Source organism: Rhodococcus sp. NPDC003318 (genome assembly GCF_042879035.1).
Taxonomy (GTDB): Bacteria; Actinomycetota; Actinomycetes; order Mycobacteriales; family Mycobacteriaceae; genus Rhodococcus_G.
This window is the reverse complement of the sequence record NZ_JBIAOU010000014.1, coordinates 16,362-40,229: the sequence shown is the minus strand read 5'-3', so window position 1 is coordinate 40,229 and position 23,868 is coordinate 16,362. Positions and strand designations below refer to the sequence as shown.

The window sequence follows — 23,868 nt, the reverse complement described above, 5'->3', positions numbered from 1 at the left end:
ATACCGTGGTTAGCCTATCCAAACTACCGAGCGGTGCTCAATCCAGCCTGGTCGAGTGTCCGAATTGCGGCGGCCACGCCGTCGACGATCGTCCGGGCGTCGGCCGCGGTCACCTGGGCCGGATCGTGGTCGACGGTGACGTGTGCGCTCGATCCGTCGGCCGCGAACGCGACGGTGACCTCGAGCTGCCGTGGATCGACCACCGCCTGCACCGGCGCATTCGCGTCAACGACACGCAGCGCCACCTCGGGTCGCGCCAGCGTCACGAACACCGGCGCGGTCTGGGCGCCCAGGTACCGGAGCAGGCCGTACCCGCTCGGTGTCGCGTCGAGCGCCGACCGCACGGCCGCCACCGACGGGTCGCCGACACGGACGGGGACGCCCGACACGAACGGACCGACGGTCCGGGTGGCGTCCGGATCCTCGTCACCGCCCCGCTCCACGACCCGCTCGACCTCGACGGCCAACTCCCCCGGCTCACCTCGCCACTGCGCCACCGCGGTGGCGAGGGCGGCCAGCGCGAGCGCCGAACGGTCCGGACCCGGCACCGCGTCCAGGACGACGGTGGCGTCCACGGCCGCGCGCGCCGGATCCACCGAGGGCAACGCCGGGACGCCGGCGCGCAGACCCGCACCGGGTGCCAGGACCTGCGACCAGTGCGCGAGTTCCGCCATCAGCGCCGGATCCTGGGCGCGGTCGTTGATCCGGTGGGCGAGGCCGTGGGCGGTCGCCGCGGGACGCGCGACGGTCCGCCCGTGCACCAGTGCGTCGAGGTCGGCGCGCAGCACACCGAGCGAGCGGGTGTCGGCGGCGAACGCGTGCACCGCGACCACCAACACACCCGGCCTCCCGGCCGCGTCGATCCACGTGGCGGCGAGCGTCCGGCCGGCCTCCGGGTCGAGGCCGGCCACGAGAGCGGCGGCCTCGTCCGAGACCTGCTGTGCCGGTTCGTCGTCCGTGGCGTCCTCGCGGTGCAGGATCGACTCGACGTCGACGGCCGCACCGGTGTCGAGCGACCACAGCACCGACGCCACCCGGGTCAGCCGCAACCGCAGCGCGTCGTGGGTGTCGATCAGCGCGCCGAGCGCGGCACGGACGCCCTCGGCGCTCGCCCCCACCGGCGTCGCGACCGTCACCGCGGCGCCGAGCCCGGCCGGCTCGCGTCCGGTCTCGCGGGCTCGGTGCACCAGTGGCGTCAGCGGAACGGGACCCCACTGCGCCGGGTCGCGAGGTCCGGACGCGGAGCCGACATCCTCTGCGGCGGTGTCGAACTCCGCCGCCCGGGCGAGCGCCGCCGGGGTACGCCACTGGAAGATCTCGCGGGGCCCGAACGTGACTCCGCGCCGGGCGGCGGCGTTGACGACCTGGATCGAGACGATGCTGTCGCCGCCGAGCATGAAGAAGTCGTCGTCGGCGCCGACCTCGTCGAGTTGCAGCGCCTCCGCGAAGAGCTCGCACATCGCCGTCTCGGCGGGACCGTCGGGCGCCCGCCGGGTCTCGGCGCTCGGGGTCTCGGGTTCCGGCAGTGCCCTGCGGTCCAGTTTGCCGTTCGCCGACAGCGGCAGCGCATCGAGCACCACCACCGCGGCCGGGACCATGTGGTCCGGCAGGGACATCGACGCCGAGGCGATCAGCGTCGGGACATCCACGGCCGCACCGGCGGCGGGCACCACGTAGCCGTACAGGCGGCCGGAGCGGGCCACGACGGCACTCTGGGCGACGGACTCGTCCGCGAGCAGCACCGCCTCGATCTCGCCGAGCTCGACCCGAAGCCCGCGCAGTTTGACCTGCGTGTCGGTGCGGCCGAGGTACTCGAGCGCCGGTCCGCCGGTGGCCGGCCGCAGCCGGACCAGATCGCCGGTGCGGTACAGCCGCTCGCCCGTCGCCGTGTACGGGTCGGCGACGAAACGGTCCGCGGTCAGCGCGGGCCGGTCGTGGTACCCGCGCGCCAACTGCACACCGCCGAGGTACAACTCGCCCGCGACACCGGGCGGCACCCGTCGCAACCGTTCGTCGAGGACCAGGACGCGGGTGTTCCACACCGGCCGTCCGATCGGCACCCACCCCGGTCCGTCGCCGCGGTGCGGCTCGATCGGGGTGGCGGTGACGTCGACCGCCGCCTCGGTCGGTCCGTACAGGTTGTGCAGCTGCGCGTCCACCAGTGCGTGGAACCGGTCCCGGTGCTCGGTCGCCAGTGCCTCACCACTGCACAGCACCCGCGTCAGGGTGGGGCGCGGACCGCCCGTCTCGGCCACCGCGTCGAGGAAGGCGGCCAGCATCGACGGCACGAAGTGCGCGGTGGTCACCGACCGCCGGTCGATCACCTCGCGCAGGTACTGCGGATCCCGGTGCCCGTCCGGGCGGGCCATCACCAGCGCGGCGCCGGTGATCAACGGCCAGAAGAACTCCCACACCGACACGTCGAAACCGGACGGCGTCTTCTGCAGCACCCGGTCGGCGGCTGCGAGGCCGTACTCGGCCTGCATCCACGCCAACCGGTTCGCGATGGCGCGGTGGCCGACCAGTACTCCCTTCGGGCGGCCGGTGGATCCGGACGTGTAGAGCAGGTAGGCGGCCGCATCGGGATGCACGCGCGGAGGATCCACGGGCGGTGCCGCCGGGCCGGGCACCCGTCCGGCGGCGTCGATCTCGAGTACCGGAGCGTCTCCCGAGACGGCCTGCACCCCCGGACCGACCAGCATCAGCGCGGGCCGCGCGTCGGCGACCATGTACTCGAGACGTTCTCGCGGGTAGCTGTCGTCGAGCGGCAGGTACGCGGCACCCACCCGGTGAATCGCCAACAGCGCCACCACGAGTGCGGCGCTGCGGCGCACGGACACCGCGATCACGGATCCCGATGCGACGGTCAGGTGGGCGGCCAGTGCATCGACGGCCGCGTCGAGTTGGGCATACGTGAGCTGCTCGCCGGTCTCGTCGACGACCACCGCGAGCGCGCCCGGCGTGGTCCGCGCCTGACGCGCGAACAACTCGGGCAGCGTCGCCTCGTCGACGGCGACGGTCCGCCCGGACTCGCCGAGGGCGAGCGCCGCGCGGTCGCCCTCGGTGAGCAGGTCGTGCTCGGACAGCCGGGTGTCCGGGTTCTCGGCGATCTGCTCGAGCAGCCGGACCAGGCGACCGGCGAACGACTCCACGGTCGCCCGGTCGAACAGGTCGCTCGCGTACTCGATCCGGCCGCGGACACCGCCGACGGCCGACGGGTCGCGGGGGTCGGCGACGGCCTCGGCCAGCTCGAAGGTCAGGTCGAACTTCGAGGTCCCCGTCTCGACGAAGACCGGGGTGACGTCCAGACCGGCCATCACGACCGGGTCGATGCGGTCCCGGTACTGCACCAGGACCTGGAACAGCGGCTGCCGGGAGAGCGACCGCGCCGGAGCCATCCGTTCGACCAGCTGCTCGAACGGAACGTCCTGGTGCGCATAGGCGTCGAGGTCCGCGGTGCGCACGCGGCGGAGCACCTCGGCGAAGGTGGGGTTCCCACCCAGATCGGTGCGCAGGACGAGGGTGTTGACGAAGAACCCGACGAGCCGGTCCAGGGCGGCGTCGGACCGTCCGGCGACCGGAGAGCCGACCACGACGTCGTCGCCGGCGCCGAGCTCGCGGAGCAGCACCGCGACGGCGGCGTGGGTCAGCATGAACATCGTGGCCCCGGAGTCGGCGGCGACCGAACGCAGCGCCCGGGCGGTCTCGGAGCCGATCTCGAACCCGACCGCGGAACCACGGTAGGTCGACACCGCGGGCCGGGTCCGGTCCAGGGGCAGGGCGATCTCCTCGGGCTGCCCGGTGAGCACCGACACCCAGTGGTCGAGTTGCCCGGACACCACCGAGGCCGGGTCCGCGGCGTCGCCGAGAACCTCCGGCTGCCAGGCGCTGAAGTCGCGGTACTGCACCGCGAGTGGCCCGGGCAGCTCCCCGGCGCCGGTCGCGACATGGGTGTACGCGGCGGCGAGGTCCGCGATCAGCGGACGCGCCGACCACTCGTCGGCGGCGATGTGGTGCACGAGCAGCAGCAGGTGCGCGTCGTCCGGGGACGTCCGCAGCAGCACCGCCCGCACCGGGAGTTCGGTGGTGATGTCGAACGGGTACGCGGTCTCGCGGACGAGGCGGTCGCCGAGTGCGGCCGGATCGACGTCGGCGACCGTCAGCGGTACGTCGCCGTCGACAGCGAGATCCGGTGCGGGAAGCACCTTCTGGTAGCCGATGTGGCCGTCGTCGGTGTCGCCCGCGGTGAACACGGTGCGCAGACTCTCGTGCACGCCCAGCACGTGCGCCAGGGCCGCGCGCAGCGCGGGAACGTCGACCGTCCCGCGCAGCCGCATCGTGAACGGGATGTTGTACGTCGGGCTCGGTCCCTCGAGCTGGTGCAGGAACCACAGGCGGCGCTGCGCCGCCGACATCGGTACGAGTTCCGGGTGCTCGCGCCGCAGCAGCGGCGCGCGGGTGGACAGCGCCGCGGTCTCCGCGGCCAGGAGCGCGGGGGTGCGCAGGTCGAAGACCTCCCGGATGCTCACCTCGCGGCCGGTCCGCGACCGGATCGCCGAGCAGAGGCGGGTCGCGAGCAGGGAGTTGCCGCCGAGCGCGAAGAAGTCCTCGTCCGGCCCCACCGAGGGCAGCCCGAGCAGGTCGGCCACCGCGGAACAGAAGTGTTCCTCGATCTCGGTGGCCGGTGCGCGGCGGTGCTCGGCGCGCGTGGGGGCGGGCAGTGCGTCGCGGTCGACCTTCCCGTTGGGCAGGGTCGGCAGCGCCGGCAGGACCACGAACACCGACGGAATCATGTAGTCCGGAAGGAGATTTCGAAGGTGCGAGCGCAGATCCGCATCGGTGGGCTCGGCGGCGGTGACCACGTACCCGACCAGCTGATCCCCCCGGACCGTCACCAGCGCCCGCTCGACGTCGGCGCGGGTGGCCAGCGCGGCCTCCACCTCGCCCGGCTCGATCCGGAATCCGCGCAGGCTCAGCTGGTTGTCCGCGCGGGAGACGAAGGCGAGTTCCCCGGTCCCGGTACGGCGCACCAGGTCTCCGGTCCGGAACAGGCGCCGTCCGCTGCCCGCGGGGTCGGCGACGAACCGGGCGGCGGTCAGGCCGGGACGGCCGAGATAGCCGCGGGCCAGCTGGACACCACCGACGTACAGTTCGCCGACGACGCCGTCCGGGACCGGCCGCAGGCGCGCGTCGAGGACGTACTCGCCCACCCCGGGCACCGGCGCACCGATCAGCACGCGGCCGGAACCGGCGGCGGCCCAGACGTTCACATCCCCCGCGACCTCGGAGGAGCCGTACGAGTTGTGGACGGCGGCGTCCCCCAGGGCGCGGACCACCCGGATCTCGAGGGGTTCACCGCTGAGGAACCAGCGCGGCACGTGCGCCCCCGATTCGGCGAGCGCGGCGGCCAGGCTGGGGACGGCCGTCACCAGGTTCACCCGGTGCTCGGCGATCAGACCGGCGAGGGCCGCGACGTCCCGGGAGTCCGCGTCGTCGGCGAGGACCAGTCGAGCACCGGACAGCAGCCCGGCCAGCAGTTCGGTCGAACCGTCGATGAAGCTGAACGAACTCTTCGCCAGCCGCACGTCCGCATCGGCACCGCCGAGCAGATCACGCTGCCAGGACAGCCGGTTCGTCAGTGCGGCAACGGTTCCCGGAACACCCTTCGGCTGCCCGGTGGACCCGGAGGTGTAGACCAGGTACGCGAGGTTCGCCGCGCCGACCCTGCCGGTGCGTTCGGAGTCCTCGACCGGTCCGGCGGACCGTGCGAGCGACGCCGCCGCGAGGTCGGCGAGCACCGCCACCGGTGCCTCGGTCACGATCCGCGCGGCACCGACGGCGTCGACGAGCACCAGATCGGGCGCGGCGTCGGCGAGCATGTAGCCGATCCGCGCCTGCGGGTAGTCGAGGTCGATCGGCAGGTAGGCCGCACCGGCGGCGATGACCGCGCGCAACGCGACGACCAGGTCGAGTGAGCGCTCGGCCGCGATCGCGACGATCGAGTCGGGTCCGATCCCGCGGTCGATCAGTGTGCGCGCCAACCGGTTCGCGCGGTCGGCGAGCTCACGGTAGGTGCGGCGGTCCGGGCCCGCGACCACCGCGACGCGGTCGGCGAACTCCCGGTCCGCGTTGTCGAGGAGGGCGGGTAGCAGATGCCGGGGCTCCGTCTCGGCGACCGGCGCGAACGCGGCCCGCTCGGCCGGCAGCAGCACGTCCACGTCGGAGGCCGCCCCGTCCGGGGCTGTCACGAAGGCCTCGAGCACCGCCCGCAGCCGCTGCGCCAGCGCCTCGGCCGTACCGCGGTCGAACAGGTCCAGCGCGTACTCGAGGCGGACGTTCAGGCCGTCCTCCGACTCCACGAACTCGAAGGTGAGGTCGAACTTCGCTGTCCCGGTCGACACGTACGACGGGTCGACCTCCAGTCCGGCGAACACCGGTGCCACGTGCGGGGTCCGGTGCTGGACGAGGGTCTGGAACAGCGGGTGCCGCGACAGCGACCGCGTCACTCCCGCGGCGTCCACGACGTCCTCGAACTGGGTGTCCTGGTGTGCGAACGCGTCGAGGTCGGTGCGGCGCACCCGGTCGAGCACCGACCGCAGGGTGGGGTCCCCGGACAGGTCGACGCGCAGGGCGACGGTGTCGACGAACAGGCCGACCAGGTCCTCGACCCCGGCCGCCCCACGGCCCGCGACGGGGGCGCCGAGGACGATGTCCGCTCCCCCGCCCACCCGGTACAGCAGCACCGCCACGGCCGCCTGGACCGCCATGAACACCGTCGTGCCCGTCTCGGACGCGAGCGCCCGCAGACCGGCGGCGAGGGCGGCGTCGGTGTGCAGCCACACCTCGGCGCCCCGCTGACTCGGCACCGGCGGTCGCGGCCGGTCGTACGGCAGCGCCAGTTCCTCGGGCACTCCTGCCAGCGCCGTACGCCAGAAGTCCAGGGAATCCGGGGAAGTCGGCCGCGCGTGCTGCCACGCCGCGAAGTCCGCGTACTGCAGCCTCCCGGGATCGTCGGGCAGGTCGGCGCCCGCGTACGCGGCGGCCAGGTCGGACAGCAGCGGCCCAGCGGACCACTCGTCGCCGGCGAGGTGGTGGATCACCAGCAGCAGCACCGATTCCAGCGCCGAGGTGCGCAGCAGGTGGGCTCGCAGCGGGGTCTCGGTGGCGAGGTCGAACGGGACGGCGGCGGCCTCGACGAGTGCCCGGTCCAGGTCGTCGGCGGGGACGTCGGCGCACCGGAACGCGACCGCGGTGTCGGACGGCAGGATCCGGGCCACCCCGAGACCGTCCTGGTCGACGACCACGGTGCGCAGGACCTCGTGGCGGGCGACGACCGCTGCGAGCGCCCGACGCAGGGCGTGCTCGTCGACGCGACCCCGGATCCGCAGGGCGAAGGGCACGTTGTACGTCGCGGACGGCCCGTTCACGTTGTGCAGGAACCACAGTCGCTGTTGGGCGGCGGACAACGCCATCGTCTCACCACGGGGCACGACGGTCATCGGAGACCGCGCATCGACGGCCGCGTCCACCAGGACGGCGAGACCCGAGATCGTCGGGTGGTCGAAGACGTCCCGCAGCGACAGGTCGGCACCGAGGGTGCCGGCGATCCGGGCCACCAACCGCGTCGCGGACAGCGAGGTGCCGCCGAGGGTGAAGAAGTCGGCGTCCACTCCCGGCGCGTCGAGCGCCAGCAGGTCCGCGAACATCGCGGACAGCGCGAGTTCGGTGGCACTGTCGGCGCCACGACCGGTGTCGACGTCGCCGAAGTCGGGCGCGGGCAAGGCCTTGCGGTCGACCTTGAGGTTCGGGGTGAGCGGGAACTCGCTCAGCACGACCAGCGCCGACGGCACCATGTACGCCGGCAACTCCGCGGCGAGGAAGTCGCGCAGCGCCGCCGTGTCGACGACGTCGCCGTCGACGGCGGTGACGTAGCCGACCAGGTGCACCGTCCCCGCCGGATCGGGGCGCGCCACCGCGACCGCCGCCGCGACCGCCGGGAAGCGGGCCGCGACGGTCTCGATCTCGCCCAGTTCGATCCGGTGGCCCCGCACCTTGACCTGGTCGTCGCCACGGCCGAGGTACTCGAGCTCGCCGTCGGCCGACCAGCGGACGAGGTCACCGGTGCGGTACAGCCGTCCGGGACCGAAGGGGTTCGCGACGAATCGAGCGGCGGTGAGGCCCCCTCGGCCGCGGTAGCCGCGCGCGAGTTGCGCTCCGGCGACGTACAACTCGCCGACCACACCGGCCGGGACGAGGTGCAGGAACCGGTCGAGGACGAATGCCGCGGTACCGGGAAAGGGTCGTCCGATCGAGCCGGTCCACGCGCGGTCGGCGTCGACCGGGGTGCTGGTGCACCAGACGGTCGCCTCGGTGGGGCCGTACATGTTCGTCACCGACCGGGCGCGCGCGGCCAGCCCTGCCGCGACCGGTGCGGGCAGCGCCTCACCTCCGACCAGGACCGCGACCGAGGACAGGTCCGCTCCGGGCTGGTCCAGCACCGCGCCCCACAGCGACGGCGTCGCCTGCACGGCGGTGACGGACTCCGCGGAGAGCAACGCGGCGACCGCGGCCGGGTCCCGGGCCGCGTCGTCGTCGGCGAGGATCACGGTGCCGCCGGCGCACAGCGGCACGAACAGCTCGAGCACCGCGATGTCGAACGACAGGGTGGTGACGGCGAGCAGCCGGGTGTCGGAGTCGATCCCGGTCGAGTCGGTGGCGGCGGACACGAACCGGGCGAGGGCGCGGCGGTCGAGCACGACCCCCTTCGGGTTTCCCGTGGAACCGGACGTGTAGATCACGTAGGCGGTGTTGCCCGGACCGACGGTCCCGGCCACCGGCACCCCCGGCTCGACGGCCCACGTCGGGTGACCGTCCGAGAGGACACCGGTCACCGTGTTCGCGGGCACCGCGACGCGGTCGGTGAAGCCGCCGGTGGTCAGCAGGATCGCCGGCCGCGCATCGGCGAGCATGTACTCGAGCCGGGCGGCGGGGAACTGCGGGTCGAGCGGGATGTAGCCCGCACCGGTCCGCAGTACGGCGAGCAGCGCCACCACCACGTCCACGGTTCGCGGCAGTGCCAGTGCGACAAGCAATTCCGGACCGGCGCCGTGGGCGGCGAGGTCCGTGGCCAGCGCGTCGACCCGGCGGGCGAGGTCGGCGTAGGTCCAGCGATCGGGGCCGCAGACCAGCGCGGTGGCGTCCGGGCGGGCGGCGACCTGTCGGTCGACGGCGTCGAGCACGTCGGGACACTCGTCCACGGCAACCGCTCCGGACCACCGCGCCCCGACGCGGTGCGCCTCGTCGAGCAGGTCCACGCGCGCCAGCGCGGGGTCGCCGCCGACGGCGGACTCGAGCAACCGCGTCAGGCCCCGCGCGTGCCGCTGCAGGTCCGCGGCGGTGTAGCGGTCGGCGTCCGCGTCGATCTGGATCTCGAGTGCGCGGGTCTCGTCGAGTCGGCGCACCACGAAGGAGATGTCGCGGATCGGGCCGCGCGCCAGCGAGTGCACCGTCGCGGTGGCGCCGTCGAACCGCAGTGTGTCGCCGAACGGCTTGATGTTCACCGCAGGCCCGACCGGACCCGGCGCTGCGGCGGGCAGCCGCAGGTCCCGGTGCATGTCCTCCGACCGGTACCGCGTGTACGGCTGGGTGCGGGCGACGGCCTCGCGCACCGACCGCGTCAGGTCCGCCACGCCGGCGCCGGGGTCGACGGTGACCCGCAGCGGAGCGATGTTCACCGCGACGGTGAGCACCCTCGCCGCAGCGGAGCCCATCCGGTTCATCGACGGGAATCCGAGAGTGATGTCGGTCTCGCCGCTGGTACGGGCGAGGTAGCCCGCGATGGCGGCCGTCACCGCGTCGGCCCAGCCGCCCCCGGCGGCGCGGCCGAGCTCGTCAAGCCGGTCCGCGATCTGCGCTGTCACCGCGACGGTGTCGTGACGCAGGTCGTGCGCGAGGGCCGCGGCGGGCGGTGCCGGCGCGAGCGCGAGCGTCGGCGCATCCGGTGCACCACGGGTGTCGGCGATCCAGAACTCGCGGTCGGCGGCGAACCGCGCGGACGCCGCGTAGTCCGACTCCTCCGCCACGACCGCACCGATCGCGTCGAATCGGGGTGCGGGAGGCTCCGTCCCGGCCTTCAGTGCGTTGTGGACCGCGGCGATCCGACGACCGAGCAGGCTGTAGCCGTAGACGTCGAGCAGCGCGTGGTGGGTGCGCAGCAGCAGCGCGTGGCGGTCGGGGCCGAGGACGTAGACGGCGGCGCCGAAGCCGGGCTCGATCCTGAGGTCCACCGGCACCCGCAGCCGGGACCGCATGTCCGCCAGCGCGGACTCCCGATCGGCGGCGGGGACGATCCCCGTCGGGGGGATCCGGTGGCCGCCGGGGACCTGGACGGGCTCGCCGTCGACGACGTCGACGCGGGTGGACAGTTCCGGCGACTGCGCGGCGACCAGGTCGACGGCACGCGCGAGCAGTGCGGGATCCAGCTCACCGACGATGTCGATGCACTGTCCCGTGACGAAGTTCGGATTCCCCGGGTCGAGTTGCTGCGCGTACCAGACACCGGCCTGCGCGGCCGACAGGGTGCACTGGTCAGTCGACTCCACCGGACACTCCTCGCTCGGGCTCCACCGTTCGCCCGAACGGACGGACGACCAAATGGTTAGGGTAACCTACCCTTCAGAAAGTGGTATCAGCCCCCTGAAAGGACCAGCAACATGCCGGTGACCAGCCCGTCCCGACGGCTCGACCTGCCGATCGTGTTGCGCGAACTGCGCGTCCTGCGGACCACGGAGGTCACGCCGCGAATGCGCCGGATCACCGTCGGCGGTGAGCAACTGCGGGCGTTCCGCTCCGGCGACCTCGACGTCACGGCCTTCCGCACCGAGGCCGCCGACGACTACGTCAAGGTGTTCCTGGCCGAGGAGGGCGAATCCGAACCCGTCCTGCCGGAGCAGCACGACGGTCACCTGCACTGGCCGCGCAAGCCCGCACCGGTTGCCCGGGCCTACACCGTGCGCCGCTTCGACGCGGATCTCGGTGAGCTCGACCTCGACTTCGTGGTCCACGGTCACGGTGTCGCCGGGAACTGGGCTCGCGACGCGAAGCCGGGCGACGTCCTGCACCTCGCCGGACCGAAGGCGTCCACGATTCCGCCGGTCGGCGCCGAATGGTGGCTCCTGGCCGGCGACGAGACCGCGCTGCCCGCCGTCGGCCGCTACGTCGAGACGCACGAGGACTCCGCCGCCCTGCACGCCGTCGTGCTGGTCGACGGACCCGCCGAGGAGCAGTCCGAGCTGCCCGGTGTCACCTGGGTCCATCGCCGCCCCGGCGTCAGCGACGCCACGCTGCTCGCCGACGCGGTCCGCGCCGCGGCCCCCAGGTCGGGCGACGGCTGGATGTGGGTCGCGGGCGAGGCCGCGATCGTGCGGGAACTGCGCTCGGTGGCAAAGGAACTCGGCATCCCGAAGCACCAGCTCGACGCGTCCGGCTACTGGCGTGCACCGGTCGTCGGAGCACTCGCCCGCGTGCGCGCGCTCCGCGACCAGGCCGTCGAGTCGCTCGAGACGCGGCGGCGCTAGCCGGCGCGAGATGACCTGCTCAGCGAGTGGCCAGCTGGTCCGGCGCCCCCGGCACCGGCTCGGCCGGGTCCGTCCCGAGCTCGACGATCGCGTTGTCGCCGTCGACGTGGACGACCCGCGGCACGAACTGCGCGGCTTCACGGTCGTCGACGTGCCGGTAGGCCATGATGATGACCAGGTCACCGGGCGAGATCAGATGCGCCGCAGCACCGTTGATACCGATCACCCCGGTGCCGCGGGCGCCGGCGATGGCGTAGGTCTCGAGCCGGGCACCGTTGTCGATGTCGACGATGTGCACCTGCTCTCCCTCGAGCAGGTCGGCCGCCTCCATCAGGTCCTCGTCGATGGTGACGGACCCCACGTAGTGCAGGTCCGCCTGGGTGACGGTGGCCCGGTGAATCTTTCCCGAGAGCATGATGCGGTTCACGTTCAATAGGTTAGCCTAAGCGAAGTAAAGTGCGACAGGGGACGGCACGGCAGGCCCGTCCGCCCCGGCGAGGAACAGCGAGAGATGACAACCGTCGCAGCCCCGGATCCGGCGACATCCCAGGGCGAAATCGGCTCCGCCGAGCCGCATTTCGTCCTGTCGCGACCCCACGGAACGGTCAGCGGCCACGGCGTCGCGGACACCACCACCGATCCGGACGCCGCCGTCGCGCTGCTGCGCAGCGGCCGGGCCCGCGCCGTCGTCGGCGCCCTGCCGTTCGACGTCCGCGAACCCGCGGCACTGACCGTGCCGCACCGGCTCGACGTCACCGCATCTCCCCTGCCGGTGTCCCGCCGCCCCGCGCCACTGCCCGCCGTCGCGATCCGGCGTCGTCTCCCGGACCCCGCCGACCACGCCCGCCGCGTGGCGGACACGGTCACCCTGCTGCGCGAATCCTCGTTGCGGAAAGTCGTTCTCGCGAGGGCCGTGGAACTCGACGCCGACGCCCCGCTCGACCATCGGGTGATCCTCGACCGCCTGGTGGCGGCCGATCCGACGGGCAACGGCTTCTCGGTCGACCTCGGTGCCGCCGGCGCGGCCCATCGCGGGGTGCGGCTCGTCGGGTCCAGCCCCGAGGTGCTGATCCGGCGGCGCGGCAACGAGGTCACGTGTCATCCGCTCGCGGGTTCGGCCCCCCGCGACGCGGACCCCGACACCGACCGCGAACTCGGACGGACACTTGCGAACTCGGCCAAGGACCTCACCGAGCACGCCTACGTCATCGAATCGCTGCGCGCCGCACTCGACCCGCTGTGCACCGACGTCGACGCCCCGGCCCGGCCGATCCTCACCAGCACCCCGCAGCTGTGGCACCTGGGCACCCCGATCCACGCGACCCTGCGCGATCCGGCCGTCACCGCCCTCGAACTGGCTCTCGCCGTGCATCCCACCCCCGCCGTGTGCGGCACCCCGACCGCGGAGGCGATGCGCACCATCCTCGCGATCGAGGGCAGCCGCGGCTTCTACGCCGGCGCCGTCGGCTGGTGCGACGAGAGCGGCGACGGGGAATGGATGGTGACCATCCGGTGCGCGCAGATCAGCGCCGACGGGCTCGCCGTGACCGCCCACGCCGGCGGCGGCATCGTCGCGGCCTCGGACCCGTCCAGCGAACTCGCCGAGACCACAACCAAGTTCGGCACCATCATGGCCGCACTCGGCGTCCGACGCTGACCGCCGGGGCGACGGTTCGGACCGCTCAGACCGCCACGGCCTCCGCGGCGCCGAGCGCGGCGACCACGTCGGCCGTCGTCGGGACCACACCGGACCGCTTGGCCACGTAGTCCAGGGCCATCAGGTGCTCCTCGCGCGTGAAGTCGGCGGTGGCGTCCGACACCATGAACGGGGCGACGTCGCTCATGAACGCCTCCGTCGCGCTGATCATGCAGCCCATGTGGGCGTAGACGCCGGTGACGATGAGCTGGTCACGGCCGAAGTGACCGAGCAGCTGTCGCAGGTCGGTGCGCTGGAACGCCGAGTACCGCCACTTGGTGACCTCGATGTCCGACTGCCGCGGAGTCAGTTCGTCGATCACCTCGGTGTCGCGGCCCGACGTCATCCCGTCGCCCCAGAAGTCGGCGAGAATGCCACGCCGGGACGGATGCTGGTCGCCCGGCTGCATCGTGTAGACGACGGGAATCCCGGCCTGCGTGCAGGCATCCCGGATCGCGGAGATGTTCGCGACCACCGTGGAGATCGGTTCGCGATCCGCCTGGTAGGCGTCGATGAAGTACTTCTGCATGTCGTGGATCAGCAGCGCGCAGCGCGACGGGTCGAGAACCCAGTCCACCCGGTCGGCGGCCACCTCGTCGCGGCGGGGCAGGTCGTAGGGAGCGATCGGCGGAATCGCCATGCGGGTCTCCTGTTCGTTGTCGAAAGGTGGTGCCGGGTCACATGTCGAGCGTCGCGCCGCCGTCGACCCGGAGGTCGTGCAGCGTGACGTGGCGGGCGGCGTCCGAGCACAGGAACAGCGCGGTCTGCGCGATGTCCTCCGGCTGCGCCAGCCGGCCGAGCGGGATGCCGAGGCGGAACGCGGACGCGTCGCCCGCGATCACGTCCGCGGACTCGTCGTCGCCGGTCCACATCCCGCGCAGCATCGGGGTGTCCGTGGACCCGGGCGAGATGACGTTGCACCGGATGCCGTGCGGCGCGAGTTCGAGGCCGAGGCTGCGCAGGTAGGCGGTCGCCGCCGCCTTGGAGGCGCCGTAGGCGGCCATCGAGGTGCGCGGGGTCGGTGCCGCGTTCGACGAAACACCCACGATCACACCGGGATCCGCGCCTGCGGCGCGGGCCGCCACGAGGCGGCGGGCGGCTTCGCCCGCGACGTTGCGGGTTCCGGTCGCGTTGACCGCCATGCACGTCGCCCAGTCGTCGCCGCGGTCCATTCCGGAGCCGGTACGCAGGACACCGGCGGCGTGCACCAGAATGGAGATCGGTCCGACCGCCGCTTCGGTGGCGTCGAATGCGGCGGAGACGGCGTCGGCGACGGCGACGTCGACGGCGAGCACCTCGCCCGCCTGCACGTCGGCCGCCGCGCTGCCGTCGAGATCCCAGCGGACCACGGTGGCCCCGGTCCGGTCGAACAGGCTCGCCACCGCGCCGCCGATACCTCCGGCCGCGCCGGTCACCAGGACCGTCCGCCCGGTCACTCCATCCACGTTCATGAGCATAGGCTATCCTTATGGACGATTGGTTCGTGCGACCGGGCACGGCCGGAAGGGGTGTGCAGCAGTGTCCGACGAGTCCGGCAGCCCGGTCGAGTTCACCCACTGGCCCGCGGCGGACGCGAAGTACTACCGCAGCGAAGGCATCTGGGCCGGAAAGACTTTCGACGACGTACTACGGGACACCGTGACCACCCGAGGCGACGCCGTCGCCGTCGTCGACGCCGACACGACCTGGACCTACACCGAACTCCACACCCGCGTCGACGAACTGGCCGCCGGACTCGCCGACCTCGGCGTCCGGCCCCGCGATCGGGTGATGGTCCAGCTACCCAACCGGGCCGAGTACGTCGCGACCGTCTTCGCACTGTTCCGCCTCGGCGCACTGCCGGTGTTCTGCCTGCCCGCACACCGCTGCGCCGAACTCTCCGCGCTCGCGGCCGCCTCCGAAGCCGTCGCGATCGTGATCGCACACCACCACGAGGGCTTCGACCACGCCGCACTCGCGGTCGAGGTCGCGTCGAGCACACCGAGCCTGCGGACCGTGATCTGTGTCCCCGACACCGACTCCCCCGCCCCGGAGGGCACCGTCGACTTCAGCGCCGTCCGCGGCGACTCACGCGACTTCACCCCGTCCGACCCGGCCGCCGTCGCGTTCCTGCAGTTGTCGGGCGGCAGCACCGGCATCCCCAAACTCATTCCCCGCACCCACGACGACTACCTCTACAGCGTGGTCCGCAGCAACGAGATCTGCGGTGTCACCGCGGACACCGTCTACCTCGCCACCCTGCCCGCCGGACACAACTTCCCGATGAGTTCGCCGGGCATCCTCGGCGCCGTCGTCGCGGGCGGCACCGTCGTGCTGACGCTCGCCCCGGCCCCGTCGACCGCTTTCCCGATGATCGAGCGGACGGGTGTCACGATGACCGGCCTGGTGCCCCCGCTGGCCAGGCTCTGGACGGAGACCGCCGAACGGGGCCACCCCCACGACATCTCCTCGCTGACCACCGTCCTCGTCGGCGGCGCCCGATGCCCGGACGAACTCGCCGCCCGCATCGAACCGGCGCTCGGCGCACAACTGCAGCAGGTCTTCGGCATGGCCGAGGGGCTGGTCTGCTACACCCGCCTCGACGACCCCGCCCGGGTGATCACGACGACCCAGGGCCGGCCGATGTCCGAGCACGATCGGATCCGCGTCGTCGACGACAACGACGAGGACGTCCCCGCCGGTGCCGAGGGACAACTGCTGACCCAGGGCCCGTACACGATTCGCGGCTACTACCGGAACCCGGAGGCCAATGCCCGCTCGTTCACCGCCGACGGCTGGTACCGCACCGGGGACGTCGTCCGCTTCGACGAGGGCGGCAACATCGTCGTCTGCGGCCGCGCCGTCGACCGGATCAACCGGGGCGGCGAGAAGGTCTCGGCGGAGGAGGTCGAGGAACACCTGCTCGCCCACCCCGCGGTCCGGGACGCCGTCGTCGTCGCGATCGCCGACGAGTACCTCGGCGAACGCACCTGCGCGTTCGTGCTCGCCGCCGACGAGGCGAACCCACCGACCACCGCGCAGATCCGGGCGTTCGTGCGCGAACGCGGGCTGGCCGCATGGAAGATCCCCGACAAGGTGCAGGTGCTCGACGCCTTCCCCGAAACCGGCGTCGGGAAGACGAGCCGCAAGGACCTGCGTCAGCTGCTCACCGTCCGCTGAGTCACGCCTCGATCGCGATCACAGCTCCGGGCTGCAGCCAACGGATCAGCCAGGCCAGGGACGTCTCGTCGATCGCCACACACCCCAGCGTGGGCTCCCCGTTGGCGACGTGGAGGAAGAACGCGCCGCCGTCACCGGGGATCCGTTCCTTGTTGACCCCCATCACCACCGCGTACGTGTAGGCCGGGATCTGCAGCTGCTCGGCGGAGTCCTCGTCGAACGCGCACGTGCCCGGCGCGCAGACCTGATGGGTGTTGTACGTGGCGCTGTCCGGGTCCCCGTCCCACCAGTCGTCGGGGCCCACCGTGCTGTAGGGCAACCCGCCACCCGGGTTCGGCGCGGTGCCGAACGCGGCGTCGAGGCTGAACACCCCGGTCGGGGTCGCCGGGAACCCGTCCCGGGCCCGGTCCGTGAACCCGGCCTCACCGACCAGGGCCGGCAGTGACGGGGAGACCCTGTGCCACCCGACCGGTGACCGCTGCCAGGCCTCGAGTGTGGCGTTCGAGCCGCCGGTGCCGTTGACGGCGACCACCTGGGTGGCGACGCCGACGCGGCCGGCGAACCAGGGGCCCTGCGCGGCCGCGTGCGGGACGCAGAGCAGCGCGAGCACCGTCGCGACCATGGTCGAAAATATGACTGACATCACATTTCGCACACTGCATCCTGACCTGCTCCGGCGTCCCCGTCAAACGCTGGAGGAATCCGAGACTTCCCGAATCGGCGAACCTGCGACGCCGGGACTGACAGGATCTGCCGCATGACCACGCACGCCGACACCGACTCGGCCACGATCGTCGAGTCCTTCCTCGCCTCGCTCGCGCGGGGACACGCCGACGCGACGGTGGCGATGCTCACCGACGACATCGTGTGGACCAACGTGGGATTCCCGACACTGCGGGGCAAGGCCCGCGTGGCACGGTCCATCCGCGCCCTGGACTCGCCCCGGTTCGGGTTCGACGTGATCGTGCACAACATCGCCGCCGACGGCGACGTGGTGCTGACCGAACGCACCGACCTCCTGCGGATCGGCGCGGTGAGCCTCGAGTTCTGGGTGTGCGGCACCTTCGAGATCCGGGACGGCCGGATCGCGGTGTGGCGCGACTACTTCAGCATTCGCAACCTGCTCCGCGGCACCGCGGTCGGCATCGCACGAGCCGTCCTGGGGCGCCGCGGGGGCCGCTCCGCCGGCTACCTGTCGGGCGCCTAGCGCCTGTGCACGAGTTCGGTAGCCAGGACTACCGAACTCACGCACAGGCGGCGGAGCCGTCTACGCCGGGCCGAACTCCTCGAGCATCTCGGTGACCAGGGCGGCGATCGGCGACCGCTCGCTGCGGGTCAGGGTGATGTGCGCGAAAAGCGGGTGCCCCTTGAGCTTCTCGATCACCGCGGCGACACCGTCGTGTCTGCCCACCCGCAGGTTGTCGCGCTGCGCGACGTCGTGGGTGAGGACCACCCGCGACCCGCTGCCCAGCCGGGACAGCACCGTCAACAGCACGTTGCGTTCGAGCGACTGCGCCTCGTCGACGACGACGAACGAGTCGTGCAGCGACCGGCCACGAATATGCGTGAGAGGCAACACTTCCAGCATCCCGCGGCTGATCACCTCGTCCATCACCTCCGGGCTGGCGAGGCCGTCGAGGGTGTCGAAGACGGCCTGCGCCCACGGCCCCATCTTCTCGCTCTCGCTGCCGGGCAGGTAGCCGAGCTCCTGCCCACCGACCGCGTAGAGCGGCCGGAACACCACGACCTTGCGGTGGGTGCGGCGTTCGAGGACCGCCTCGAGACCGGCGGTCAGCGCGAGCGCCGACTTGCCGGTACCGGCCTTGCCGCCGAGGGAGACGATGCCGACGCTCTCGTCCAGCAGCAGGTCGAGCGCGACGCGCTGTTCCGCCGACCGGCCGTGCAGACCGAACGCCTCCCGCTCGCCCCGCACCAGCTGCACCCGCTTGTCGGGGGTGACCCGGCCGAGTGCACTGGACCGGCCACCGAGCAGGCGGATACCGGTGTGGCACGGCATCTCCCGCGCCTCGTCCAGATCGATCACACCGTCGGCGAACAACTCGTCGATGCGCTCGGACGCGACGTCGAGTTCGGCCATGCCCGTCCACCCGGAGGTGACGACGTCCTGGGCGTGGTACTCGTCGGCGGGCAGACCCACGGCGCCCGCCTTGACCCGCAGCGGGGTGTCCTTGCTGACGAGCACCACGTCACGGCCCTCGGCGGCGAGATTCAACGCGCACACGAGGATCCGCGAATCGTTCGAGTCGGTGCGGAATCCCACGGGCAGGACCGCCGGATCGGTGTGGTTCAGTTCGATCTGCAGGGTTCCGTTGTCGGAGCCGATCGGTACCGGTTGATCCAGCCGTCCGTGCTCGAGTCTGAGGTCGTCGAGCATCCGAAGCGCCTCGCGCGCAAACCATCCCAGTTCGTGGTGGTGGCGCTTGCCCTCGAGTTCACTGATCACGACCAGCGGAAGCACCACGTCGTGCTCGGCGAACCGGGTGACAGCCCACGGATCCGAGAGCAGGACGGAGGTGTCGAGAACGTAGGTGCGGACGGAGCGAGTTGCGGTCACGGTGGCTCCTACACTGTCGCGGCGCCCGCGCAAGTGGCGGTTCGCTGGGCCGGTCGGTCCGGATGGGTCTGCGACCCACAGGGACCGGGCGCCGGTCCCCTCGCCCTGAGCTGCGTCAGTCACGACTCGAAACCTCCCGGACGGGCGACGTCCCCTGTCACCCGTTGACTGCACGCTACGTCCGCGACGCACCCGAGCGCGCGATCAACACGGTGAACGTTGCGTTAACCCATGACTGCCGTCACGCTGCATCCCCGAATACGCAGAACGGCCCGCACCTTTACCAGGTGCGGGCCGATCTCGCTGGGAATCAGACGTTCTTGGACAGCAGGCCCCAGTCCTCGAGGCCGTCGTAGAGCGGGAAGTCCAGCGCCAGCCGGGACACCCGCGCACGCAGCGCGGGCACGTCGGCGTCCGCACCCGCGGCGAGGGCGGTGGCGATGATGTCGGCGACCTCGGTGAACTCGGCCTCGCCGAAACCGCGGGTGGCCAGCGCCGGGGTGCCGATACGCAGGCCGGACGGGTTCATCGGCGGACGCGGGTCGAACGGAACGGCGTTGCGGTTCACGGTGATTCCGATCTCGTGCAGCAGATCCTCACCCTGCTGGCCGTCGAGCTCGGAGTTGCGCAGGTCGACCAGCACCAGGTGCACGTCCGTGCCGCCCGTGAGCACCGTGATGCCGTTGCCCGCAACGTCGGAGCCGGTGAGACGCTCGGCGAGGATCCGGGAGCCGGCGAGGGTGCGCTCCTGGCGGTTCTTGAACTCCTCGGTGCCCGCGATCTTCATCGCGACGGCCTTCGCGGCGATCGCGTGCATCAGCGGTCCGCCCTGCTGGCCGGGGAACACCGCCGAGTTCAGCTTCTTCGCCCACTCCTGCTTGGCGAGGATCATGCCGGAGCGCGGCCCGCCGAGGGTCTTGTGGACGGTGGTGGAGACCACGTCGGCATGCGGGACCGGCGACGGGTGCAGCCCGGCGGCGACGAGTCCGGCGAAGTGCGCCATGTCGACCCACAGCTTGGCACCGACCTCGTCCGCGATGGACCGGAACGCCGCGAAGTCGAGGTGGCGGGGGTACGCGGACCAGCCGGCGATGAGGACCTGCGGACGCTCCGCGAGGGCGATCTCACGCACCTGGTCCATGTCGACGACGTGGGTGTCCTCGCGGACGCCGTAGGACGCGACCTGGTAGAGCTTGCCGGAGAAGTTCAGCTTCATCCCGTGGGTGAGGTGACCGCCGTGGGCGAGGTCCATGCCGAGGAGCTTCTCGCCAGGATTCATCAGCGCCATCAGCACCGCGGCGTTGGCCTGCGCGCCGGCGTGCGGCTGCACGTTCGCGAACTCGGCCCCGAAGACGGCCTTGGCGCGCTCGCGCGCGAGGTTCTCGACGACGTCGACGTGCTCGCAGCCGCCGTAGTAGCGGCGACCGGGGTACCCCTCGGCGTACTTGTTGGTCAGGACGCTGCCCTGGGCCTGCAGCACCGCGCGCGGCACGAAGTTCTCCGACGCGATCATCTCCAGGGTGTCGCGCTGACGGGCCAGCTCACCGTTCATTGCCGCGGCGACCTCGGGGTCGAGTTCGGCGAGCGAAGCGTTGTTGACGTCGGTGCTGGGCACAGCGGTCATCGAGGGATCTCCAAGCGGAAGGCCGGGCAGGGGCACTCTTATTCTAGGGCCAGGTCACCGACCCCCGGCCACGGGTGTCCCCAGCTGCACGAGCGGGACCTCAGGCCACCCGTAGCGTCGACGGGACGAGCGGTTCGTCCAGGAGCCTGCCGAACAGCTCGGCCCGTTCCTGGGCGTCCTGCGCGCGGTCCAGCCACGACCCCAGCAGGCGGTAGCCCTCCACGTACGTCGAGGTGTACGCCCGCCACAGCGGCGAGGACAGGAACCGCAGCGACTGCCGCGCGCGTTCCGGCGTCGCGAGCGTCCACGTCTGCAGGAACTGCGCGACCTCGTCGTGCGAGCGACCGCGGTCGTGGAGCAGCAGCGCCGCGTCCTGCCGCACCCCGAGCAGTTGCGCCGACGCCGTCGACAGCGCCTCCGCGCGTTCCCCGTCGAACCGCAGCCCGAGGTCGGCGTAGATCTCCTGCGCCCACTTCCCCCAGCCCGGACCGACGATCGCGCCGAGCGCCAGATCGGCGAGCCCCTCCGCCATCAGGCACTGCGGGGTGTTGACCAGGAAAAGGGTGTGCTCGACCTGCCCGGAGTCGACCAGACCGGCTTCCTTGCGGCAGTGTTCGGTGTGATGCCCGGGATACGCCTCGTGCGCGATCAGGTGCGGCAGATTCGCCATGTGCTGCTTGAGATCCGAGTTGATCGCGACCTTGGACCGGTAGTCGCCGAGGTAGTAGTTGAACCCGGACCACGGCTTGTCCCCCACGACCTCGTACTCGACCCGTTCGGTCTCGGGGAGCGGATACCGTGCCCGCACCAGGTCCCGCAGCGCCGACGAGAACGCCTCGACGCATTCGGCCAGACGTTCCGGCGGGATCTCGTCGGCCGCCCGGTGCGCGTGCAGGCGTTGGGCGAGCGGCTGCGATCCGTCGCCTGCGAGCACCTCGTCCATCGCCCGGTGCGCGGCGCGGTAGTCGTCGACCGATCCCGGCTCGATCCGCACGTCGAAGTAGGCGTGCACCTCGTCGACGAAACCGATTTCCTCACCGGCGAACTTGCGGGCGGAGCACTCCAGGGCGCGCAGGTGCACGTCGAGGAATTCGGCGCGGTCGGCGGAGAACTCCACGTTCGGCAGTTCGGCGCGCAACCCGGCGGCTCGGCGGGCCAGTTCGCGGGGCTCGGGGGGCGGGGCGTCCGCCACCTGCCGACGCAACGCCGGGTCACCGGTGAAGGCGTCGACGAACCCGTCCTCGATCCGGTCGAAACCGAGCCCGAGCAGCAGATACTCGCGTACGAAGGTGGCGGCGTCCATACCCGACAACCCTAGTGCCCGGACCCGGCGAATCGCCCGAGGGTGCCGACGCGCACAATTCCCCTATGCAGATCGAGGCCGGGGCGCGCGCATGGCGAGGGTGAGCGAAAGCAGCCCGTACGTCGAATTCGACCGGAAGCAGTGGCGGACACTGCGCAAGTCGACTCCGCTCGTGCTCACGGAGGAAGAGCTCCAGGGCATGCGGGGACTCGGCGAGCAGATCGACCTCGACGAGGTCGCCGAGGTGTACCTCCCCCTGTCCCGACTGATCCACCTCCAGGTCGCCGCCCGGCAGCGACTGTTCGCCGCGACCGCGACCTTCCTCGGCGAAAAGCACCCGGACCGCCAGGTGCCGTTCGTGATCGGTGTCGCCGGCTCCGTCGCGGTCGGCAAGTCGACCACCGCCCGAGTCCTGCAGGCACTGCTGGCACGCTGGGATCACCACCCGCGGGTGGATCTGGTGACCACCGACGGATTCCTGTATCCGACGGCGGAGCTGACCCGGCGAGGCATCATGCACCGCAAGGGATTTCCGGAAAGCTACGACCGCCGCAAACTCCTCCGCTTCGTCACGGAGGTCAAGTCGGGCGCGGAAGAGGTTGCAGCGCCGGTCTACTCGCACCGGTCGTACGACGTCGTTCCGGGTCAGTACCATCTCATCCGGCAGCCCGACATCCTGATCATCGAGGGCCTCAACGTCCTCCAGACCGGCCCCCGGCTGATGGTCTCGGATCTGTTCGACTTCTCGATCTACGTCGACGCCCGCATCGAGGACATCGAAGCCTGGTACATCAAGCGTTTCCTGGCGCTGCGTCGGACCGCGTTCGCGGATCCCAACGCCCACTTCCACCACTACTCGAAGCTGTCGGACGAGCACGCGACGATCGCCGCCGAGGAGATCTGGCACTCGATCAACCGACCGAACCTGGTCGAGAACATCCTGCCGACGCGTCCCCGCGCCACCCTGGTGCTGCGCAAGGACGCCGACCATTCCATCAACCGGCTGCGACTGCGAAAGCTGTGAGGCGCTCCGCCGCTCGTACGCGCGTTCGGGGCCCCTGGACCCGCACACCGCGCACGAGCGCGTCCGCGCCTACGTGCCGAACCGGCGGTGCCGCGCGGCGTAGTCGCGCAGGGCACGGAGGAAGTCGACGCGGCGGAACTCGGGCCAGTAGGCCTCGGTGAACCAGATCTCGGAATAGGCGCTCTGCCAGAGCAGGAATCCGGAGAGCCGCTGCTCGCCGGACGTGCGGATCACCAGGTCGGGGTCCGGTTGCCCGGACGTGTACAGGTGTCCGTCGATGCCCTCGATCGTGATCGCGTCGACCAGGTCGGCGCCGCTGCGCCCCTCGGCCAGTTTCTGCCGCACCAGCGACCGCACCGCGTCGGTGATCTCCTGGCGCCCGCCGTACCCGACGGCGACGTTGACGTGCGTGCCGGTCCGACCCGCGGTGCGGTCGGCGGCCTCACGCAGGCGGCGAGCGGAATCCTCGGGCAGCAGGTCCAGCGTGCCGACGATCTTGACGGACCAGTTCTGATCGGGCCCGGAGATCTCCTCGACGACGTCGGTGATGATCTCGATCAGGGTGTCGAGTTCCTCGGGGTCGCGGCGCAGGTTCTCCGTCGAGAGCAGGTAGATGGTGGCCATCTCGATGCCGGTCTCGTCACACCAGCGCAGCAGCTCGGCGATCTTGAGGGCACCCATCCGGTGCCCGTGGGCGACGTCGGTGAATCCGTTCTCGCGCGCCCAGCGACGATTGCCGTCGCACATGACCGCGACATGCCGGGGTCGCTGCATCCCGTCGAGCTGCCGGGCCAGGCGTCGCTCGTAGATGCTGTACAGCAGGTTCGAGGCCTTCACCTGGACATCACCACGGGACGTCACATTACGCCGGGTGTCCGAGGCGGCGGCGGGTGCCGGGTACAGTGGCCGCA

Annotated in this window: 14 protein-coding genes; 5 read left to right on the top strand and 9 right to left on the bottom strand. The window is 71.7% G+C overall.

Features of this window, described 5'->3' with window-relative positions; all coding sequences use genetic code 11:
• Window positions 1–23 precede the first annotated feature (23 nt).
• Window positions 24–10,601 carry an amino acid adenylation domain-containing protein gene (locus ACFYVR_RS19935; RefSeq protein WP_387476323.1) on the bottom strand — a complete coding sequence of 3,526 codons (10,578 nt, stop codon included), beginning with the start codon at window positions 10,599–10,601 and terminating at the stop codon, window positions 24–26.
• Between the two features lie 111 nt (window positions 10,602–10,712).
• Here ACFYVR_RS19935 and ACFYVR_RS19930 point away from each other — a divergent pair, with 111 nt between their 5' ends.
• The gene (locus ACFYVR_RS19930; RefSeq protein ID WP_387476321.1) at window positions 10,713–11,576 is read left to right on the top strand and encodes a siderophore-interacting protein; all 864 of its coding nucleotides are present in this window, start codon (window positions 10,713–10,715) and stop codon (window positions 11,574–11,576) included.
• Between the two features lie 19 nt (window positions 11,577–11,595).
• Here the strand turns inward: ACFYVR_RS19930 and panD are convergent, their stop codons facing one another.
• Window positions 11,596–12,003, bottom strand: a complete 408-nt coding sequence (panD, locus tag ACFYVR_RS19925) for an aspartate 1-decarboxylase (protein ID WP_387476319.1) — start codon at window positions 12,001–12,003, stop codon at window positions 11,596–11,598.
• Window positions 12,004–12,087: 84 nt separating this feature from the next.
• Between panD and ACFYVR_RS19920 the strand changes: the two genes are divergently transcribed.
• Complete coding sequence (locus ACFYVR_RS19920) at window positions 12,088–13,233, top strand: isochorismate synthase MenF (RefSeq protein WP_387476317.1); 1,146 nt, start codon at window positions 12,088–12,090, stop codon at window positions 13,231–13,233.
• Window positions 13,234–13,258: 25 nt separating this feature from the next.
• On the opposite strand, the gene ACFYVR_RS19915 is transcribed toward ACFYVR_RS19920, so the two are convergent.
• Complete coding sequence (locus tag ACFYVR_RS19915) at window positions 13,259–13,912, bottom strand: isochorismatase family protein (protein WP_387476315.1); 654 nt, start codon at window positions 13,910–13,912, stop codon at window positions 13,259–13,261.
• 37 nt (window positions 13,913–13,949) lie between these two features.
• Window positions 13,950–14,729 carry an SDR family oxidoreductase gene (locus ACFYVR_RS19910; RefSeq protein ID WP_387476313.1) on the bottom strand — a complete coding sequence of 260 codons (780 nt, stop codon included), beginning with the start codon at window positions 14,727–14,729 and terminating at the stop codon, window positions 13,950–13,952.
• Between the two features lie 61 nt (window positions 14,730–14,790).
• Here ACFYVR_RS19910 and ACFYVR_RS19905 point away from each other — a divergent pair, with 61 nt between their 5' ends.
• Window positions 14,791–16,431: a (2,3-dihydroxybenzoyl)adenylate synthase gene (locus ACFYVR_RS19905; RefSeq protein WP_387476311.1), complete on the top strand. Its 1,641-nt coding sequence runs from the start codon at window positions 14,791–14,793 to the stop codon at window positions 16,429–16,431.
• A gap of 1 nt (window position 16,432) precedes the next feature.
• Here the strand turns inward: ACFYVR_RS19905 and ACFYVR_RS19900 are convergent, their stop codons facing one another.
• Entirely contained in the window at window positions 16,433–17,074 is a 642-nt protein-coding gene (locus ACFYVR_RS19900; RefSeq protein WP_387476309.1) for a L,D-transpeptidase family protein, read from the bottom strand.
• A gap of 114 nt (window positions 17,075–17,188) precedes the next feature.
• On the opposite strand from ACFYVR_RS19900, the gene ACFYVR_RS19895 reads away from it, so the two are divergent.
• Window positions 17,189–17,638, top strand: a complete 450-nt coding sequence (locus ACFYVR_RS19895; RefSeq protein WP_387476307.1) for a limonene-1,2-epoxide hydrolase family protein — start codon at window positions 17,189–17,191, stop codon at window positions 17,636–17,638.
• A 60-nt stretch (window positions 17,639–17,698) separates the two neighbouring features.
• Here ACFYVR_RS19895 and ACFYVR_RS19890 read toward each other — a convergent pair whose 3' ends face one another.
• The 3 genes from ACFYVR_RS19890 to ACFYVR_RS19880 form a co-directional block, all read right to left on the bottom strand.
• Entirely contained in the window at window positions 17,699–19,006 is a 1,308-nt protein-coding gene (locus tag ACFYVR_RS19890; RefSeq protein WP_387476305.1) for a PhoH family protein, read from the bottom strand.
• Window positions 19,007–19,316: 310 nt separating this feature from the next.
• Window positions 19,317–20,630, bottom strand: coding sequence for a serine hydroxymethyltransferase (gene glyA, locus ACFYVR_RS19885; protein WP_387476303.1), 1,314 nt, complete (start codon window positions 20,628–20,630; stop codon window positions 19,317–19,319).
• 100 nt (window positions 20,631–20,730) lie between these two features.
• On the bottom strand, window positions 20,731–21,933 hold the full coding sequence (locus ACFYVR_RS19880) for a DUF885 domain-containing protein (RefSeq protein ID WP_387476301.1): 1,203 nt from the start codon (window positions 21,931–21,933) through the stop codon (window positions 20,731–20,733).
• Window positions 21,934–22,024: 91 nt separating this feature from the next.
• Here ACFYVR_RS19880 and coaA point away from each other — a divergent pair, with 91 nt between their 5' ends.
• Window positions 22,025–22,957, top strand: a complete 933-nt coding sequence (gene coaA, locus ACFYVR_RS19875; protein ID WP_387476299.1) for a type I pantothenate kinase — start codon at window positions 22,025–22,027, stop codon at window positions 22,955–22,957.
• A gap of 69 nt (window positions 22,958–23,026) precedes the next feature.
• Here coaA and ACFYVR_RS19870 read toward each other — a convergent pair whose 3' ends face one another.
• Window positions 23,027–23,794 (bottom strand): isoprenyl transferase, encoded by a 768-nt coding sequence (locus tag ACFYVR_RS19870; protein ID WP_387476297.1) that lies wholly within the window; start codon window positions 23,792–23,794, stop codon window positions 23,027–23,029.
• Between the last annotated feature and the right edge of the window lie 74 nt (window positions 23,795–23,868).

Excerpts from the sequence above, each read along its gene's own strand:
- coaA (WP_387476299.1), top strand. The coding sequence starts at position 22,025 with ATGGCGAGGGTGAGCGAAAGCAGCCCGTACGTCGAATTCGACCGGAAG.
- glyA (WP_387476303.1), bottom strand. The coding sequence starts at position 20,630 with ATGACCGCTGTGCCCAGCACCGACGTCAACAACGCTTCGCTCGCCGAA.
- ACFYVR_RS19910 (WP_387476313.1), bottom strand. The coding sequence starts at position 14,729 with ATGCTCATGAACGTGGATGGAGTGACCGGGCGGACGGTCCTGGTGACC.
- ACFYVR_RS19920 (WP_387476317.1), top strand. The coding sequence starts at position 12,088 with ATGACAACCGTCGCAGCCCCGGATCCGGCGACATCCCAGGGCGAAATC.
- ACFYVR_RS19930 (WP_387476321.1), top strand. The coding sequence starts at position 10,713 with ATGCCGGTGACCAGCCCGTCCCGACGGCTCGACCTGCCGATCGTGTTG.
- ACFYVR_RS19915 (WP_387476315.1), bottom strand. The coding sequence starts at position 13,912 with ATGGCGATTCCGCCGATCGCTCCCTACGACCTGCCCCGCCGCGACGAG.
- ACFYVR_RS19880 (WP_387476301.1), bottom strand. The coding sequence starts at position 21,933 with ATGGACGCCGCCACCTTCGTACGCGAGTATCTGCTGCTCGGGCTCGGT.
- ACFYVR_RS19900 (WP_387476309.1), bottom strand. The coding sequence starts at position 17,074 with ATGTCAGTCATATTTTCGACCATGGTCGCGACGGTGCTCGCGCTGCTC.
- ACFYVR_RS19895 (WP_387476307.1), top strand. The coding sequence starts at position 17,189 with ATGACCACGCACGCCGACACCGACTCGGCCACGATCGTCGAGTCCTTC.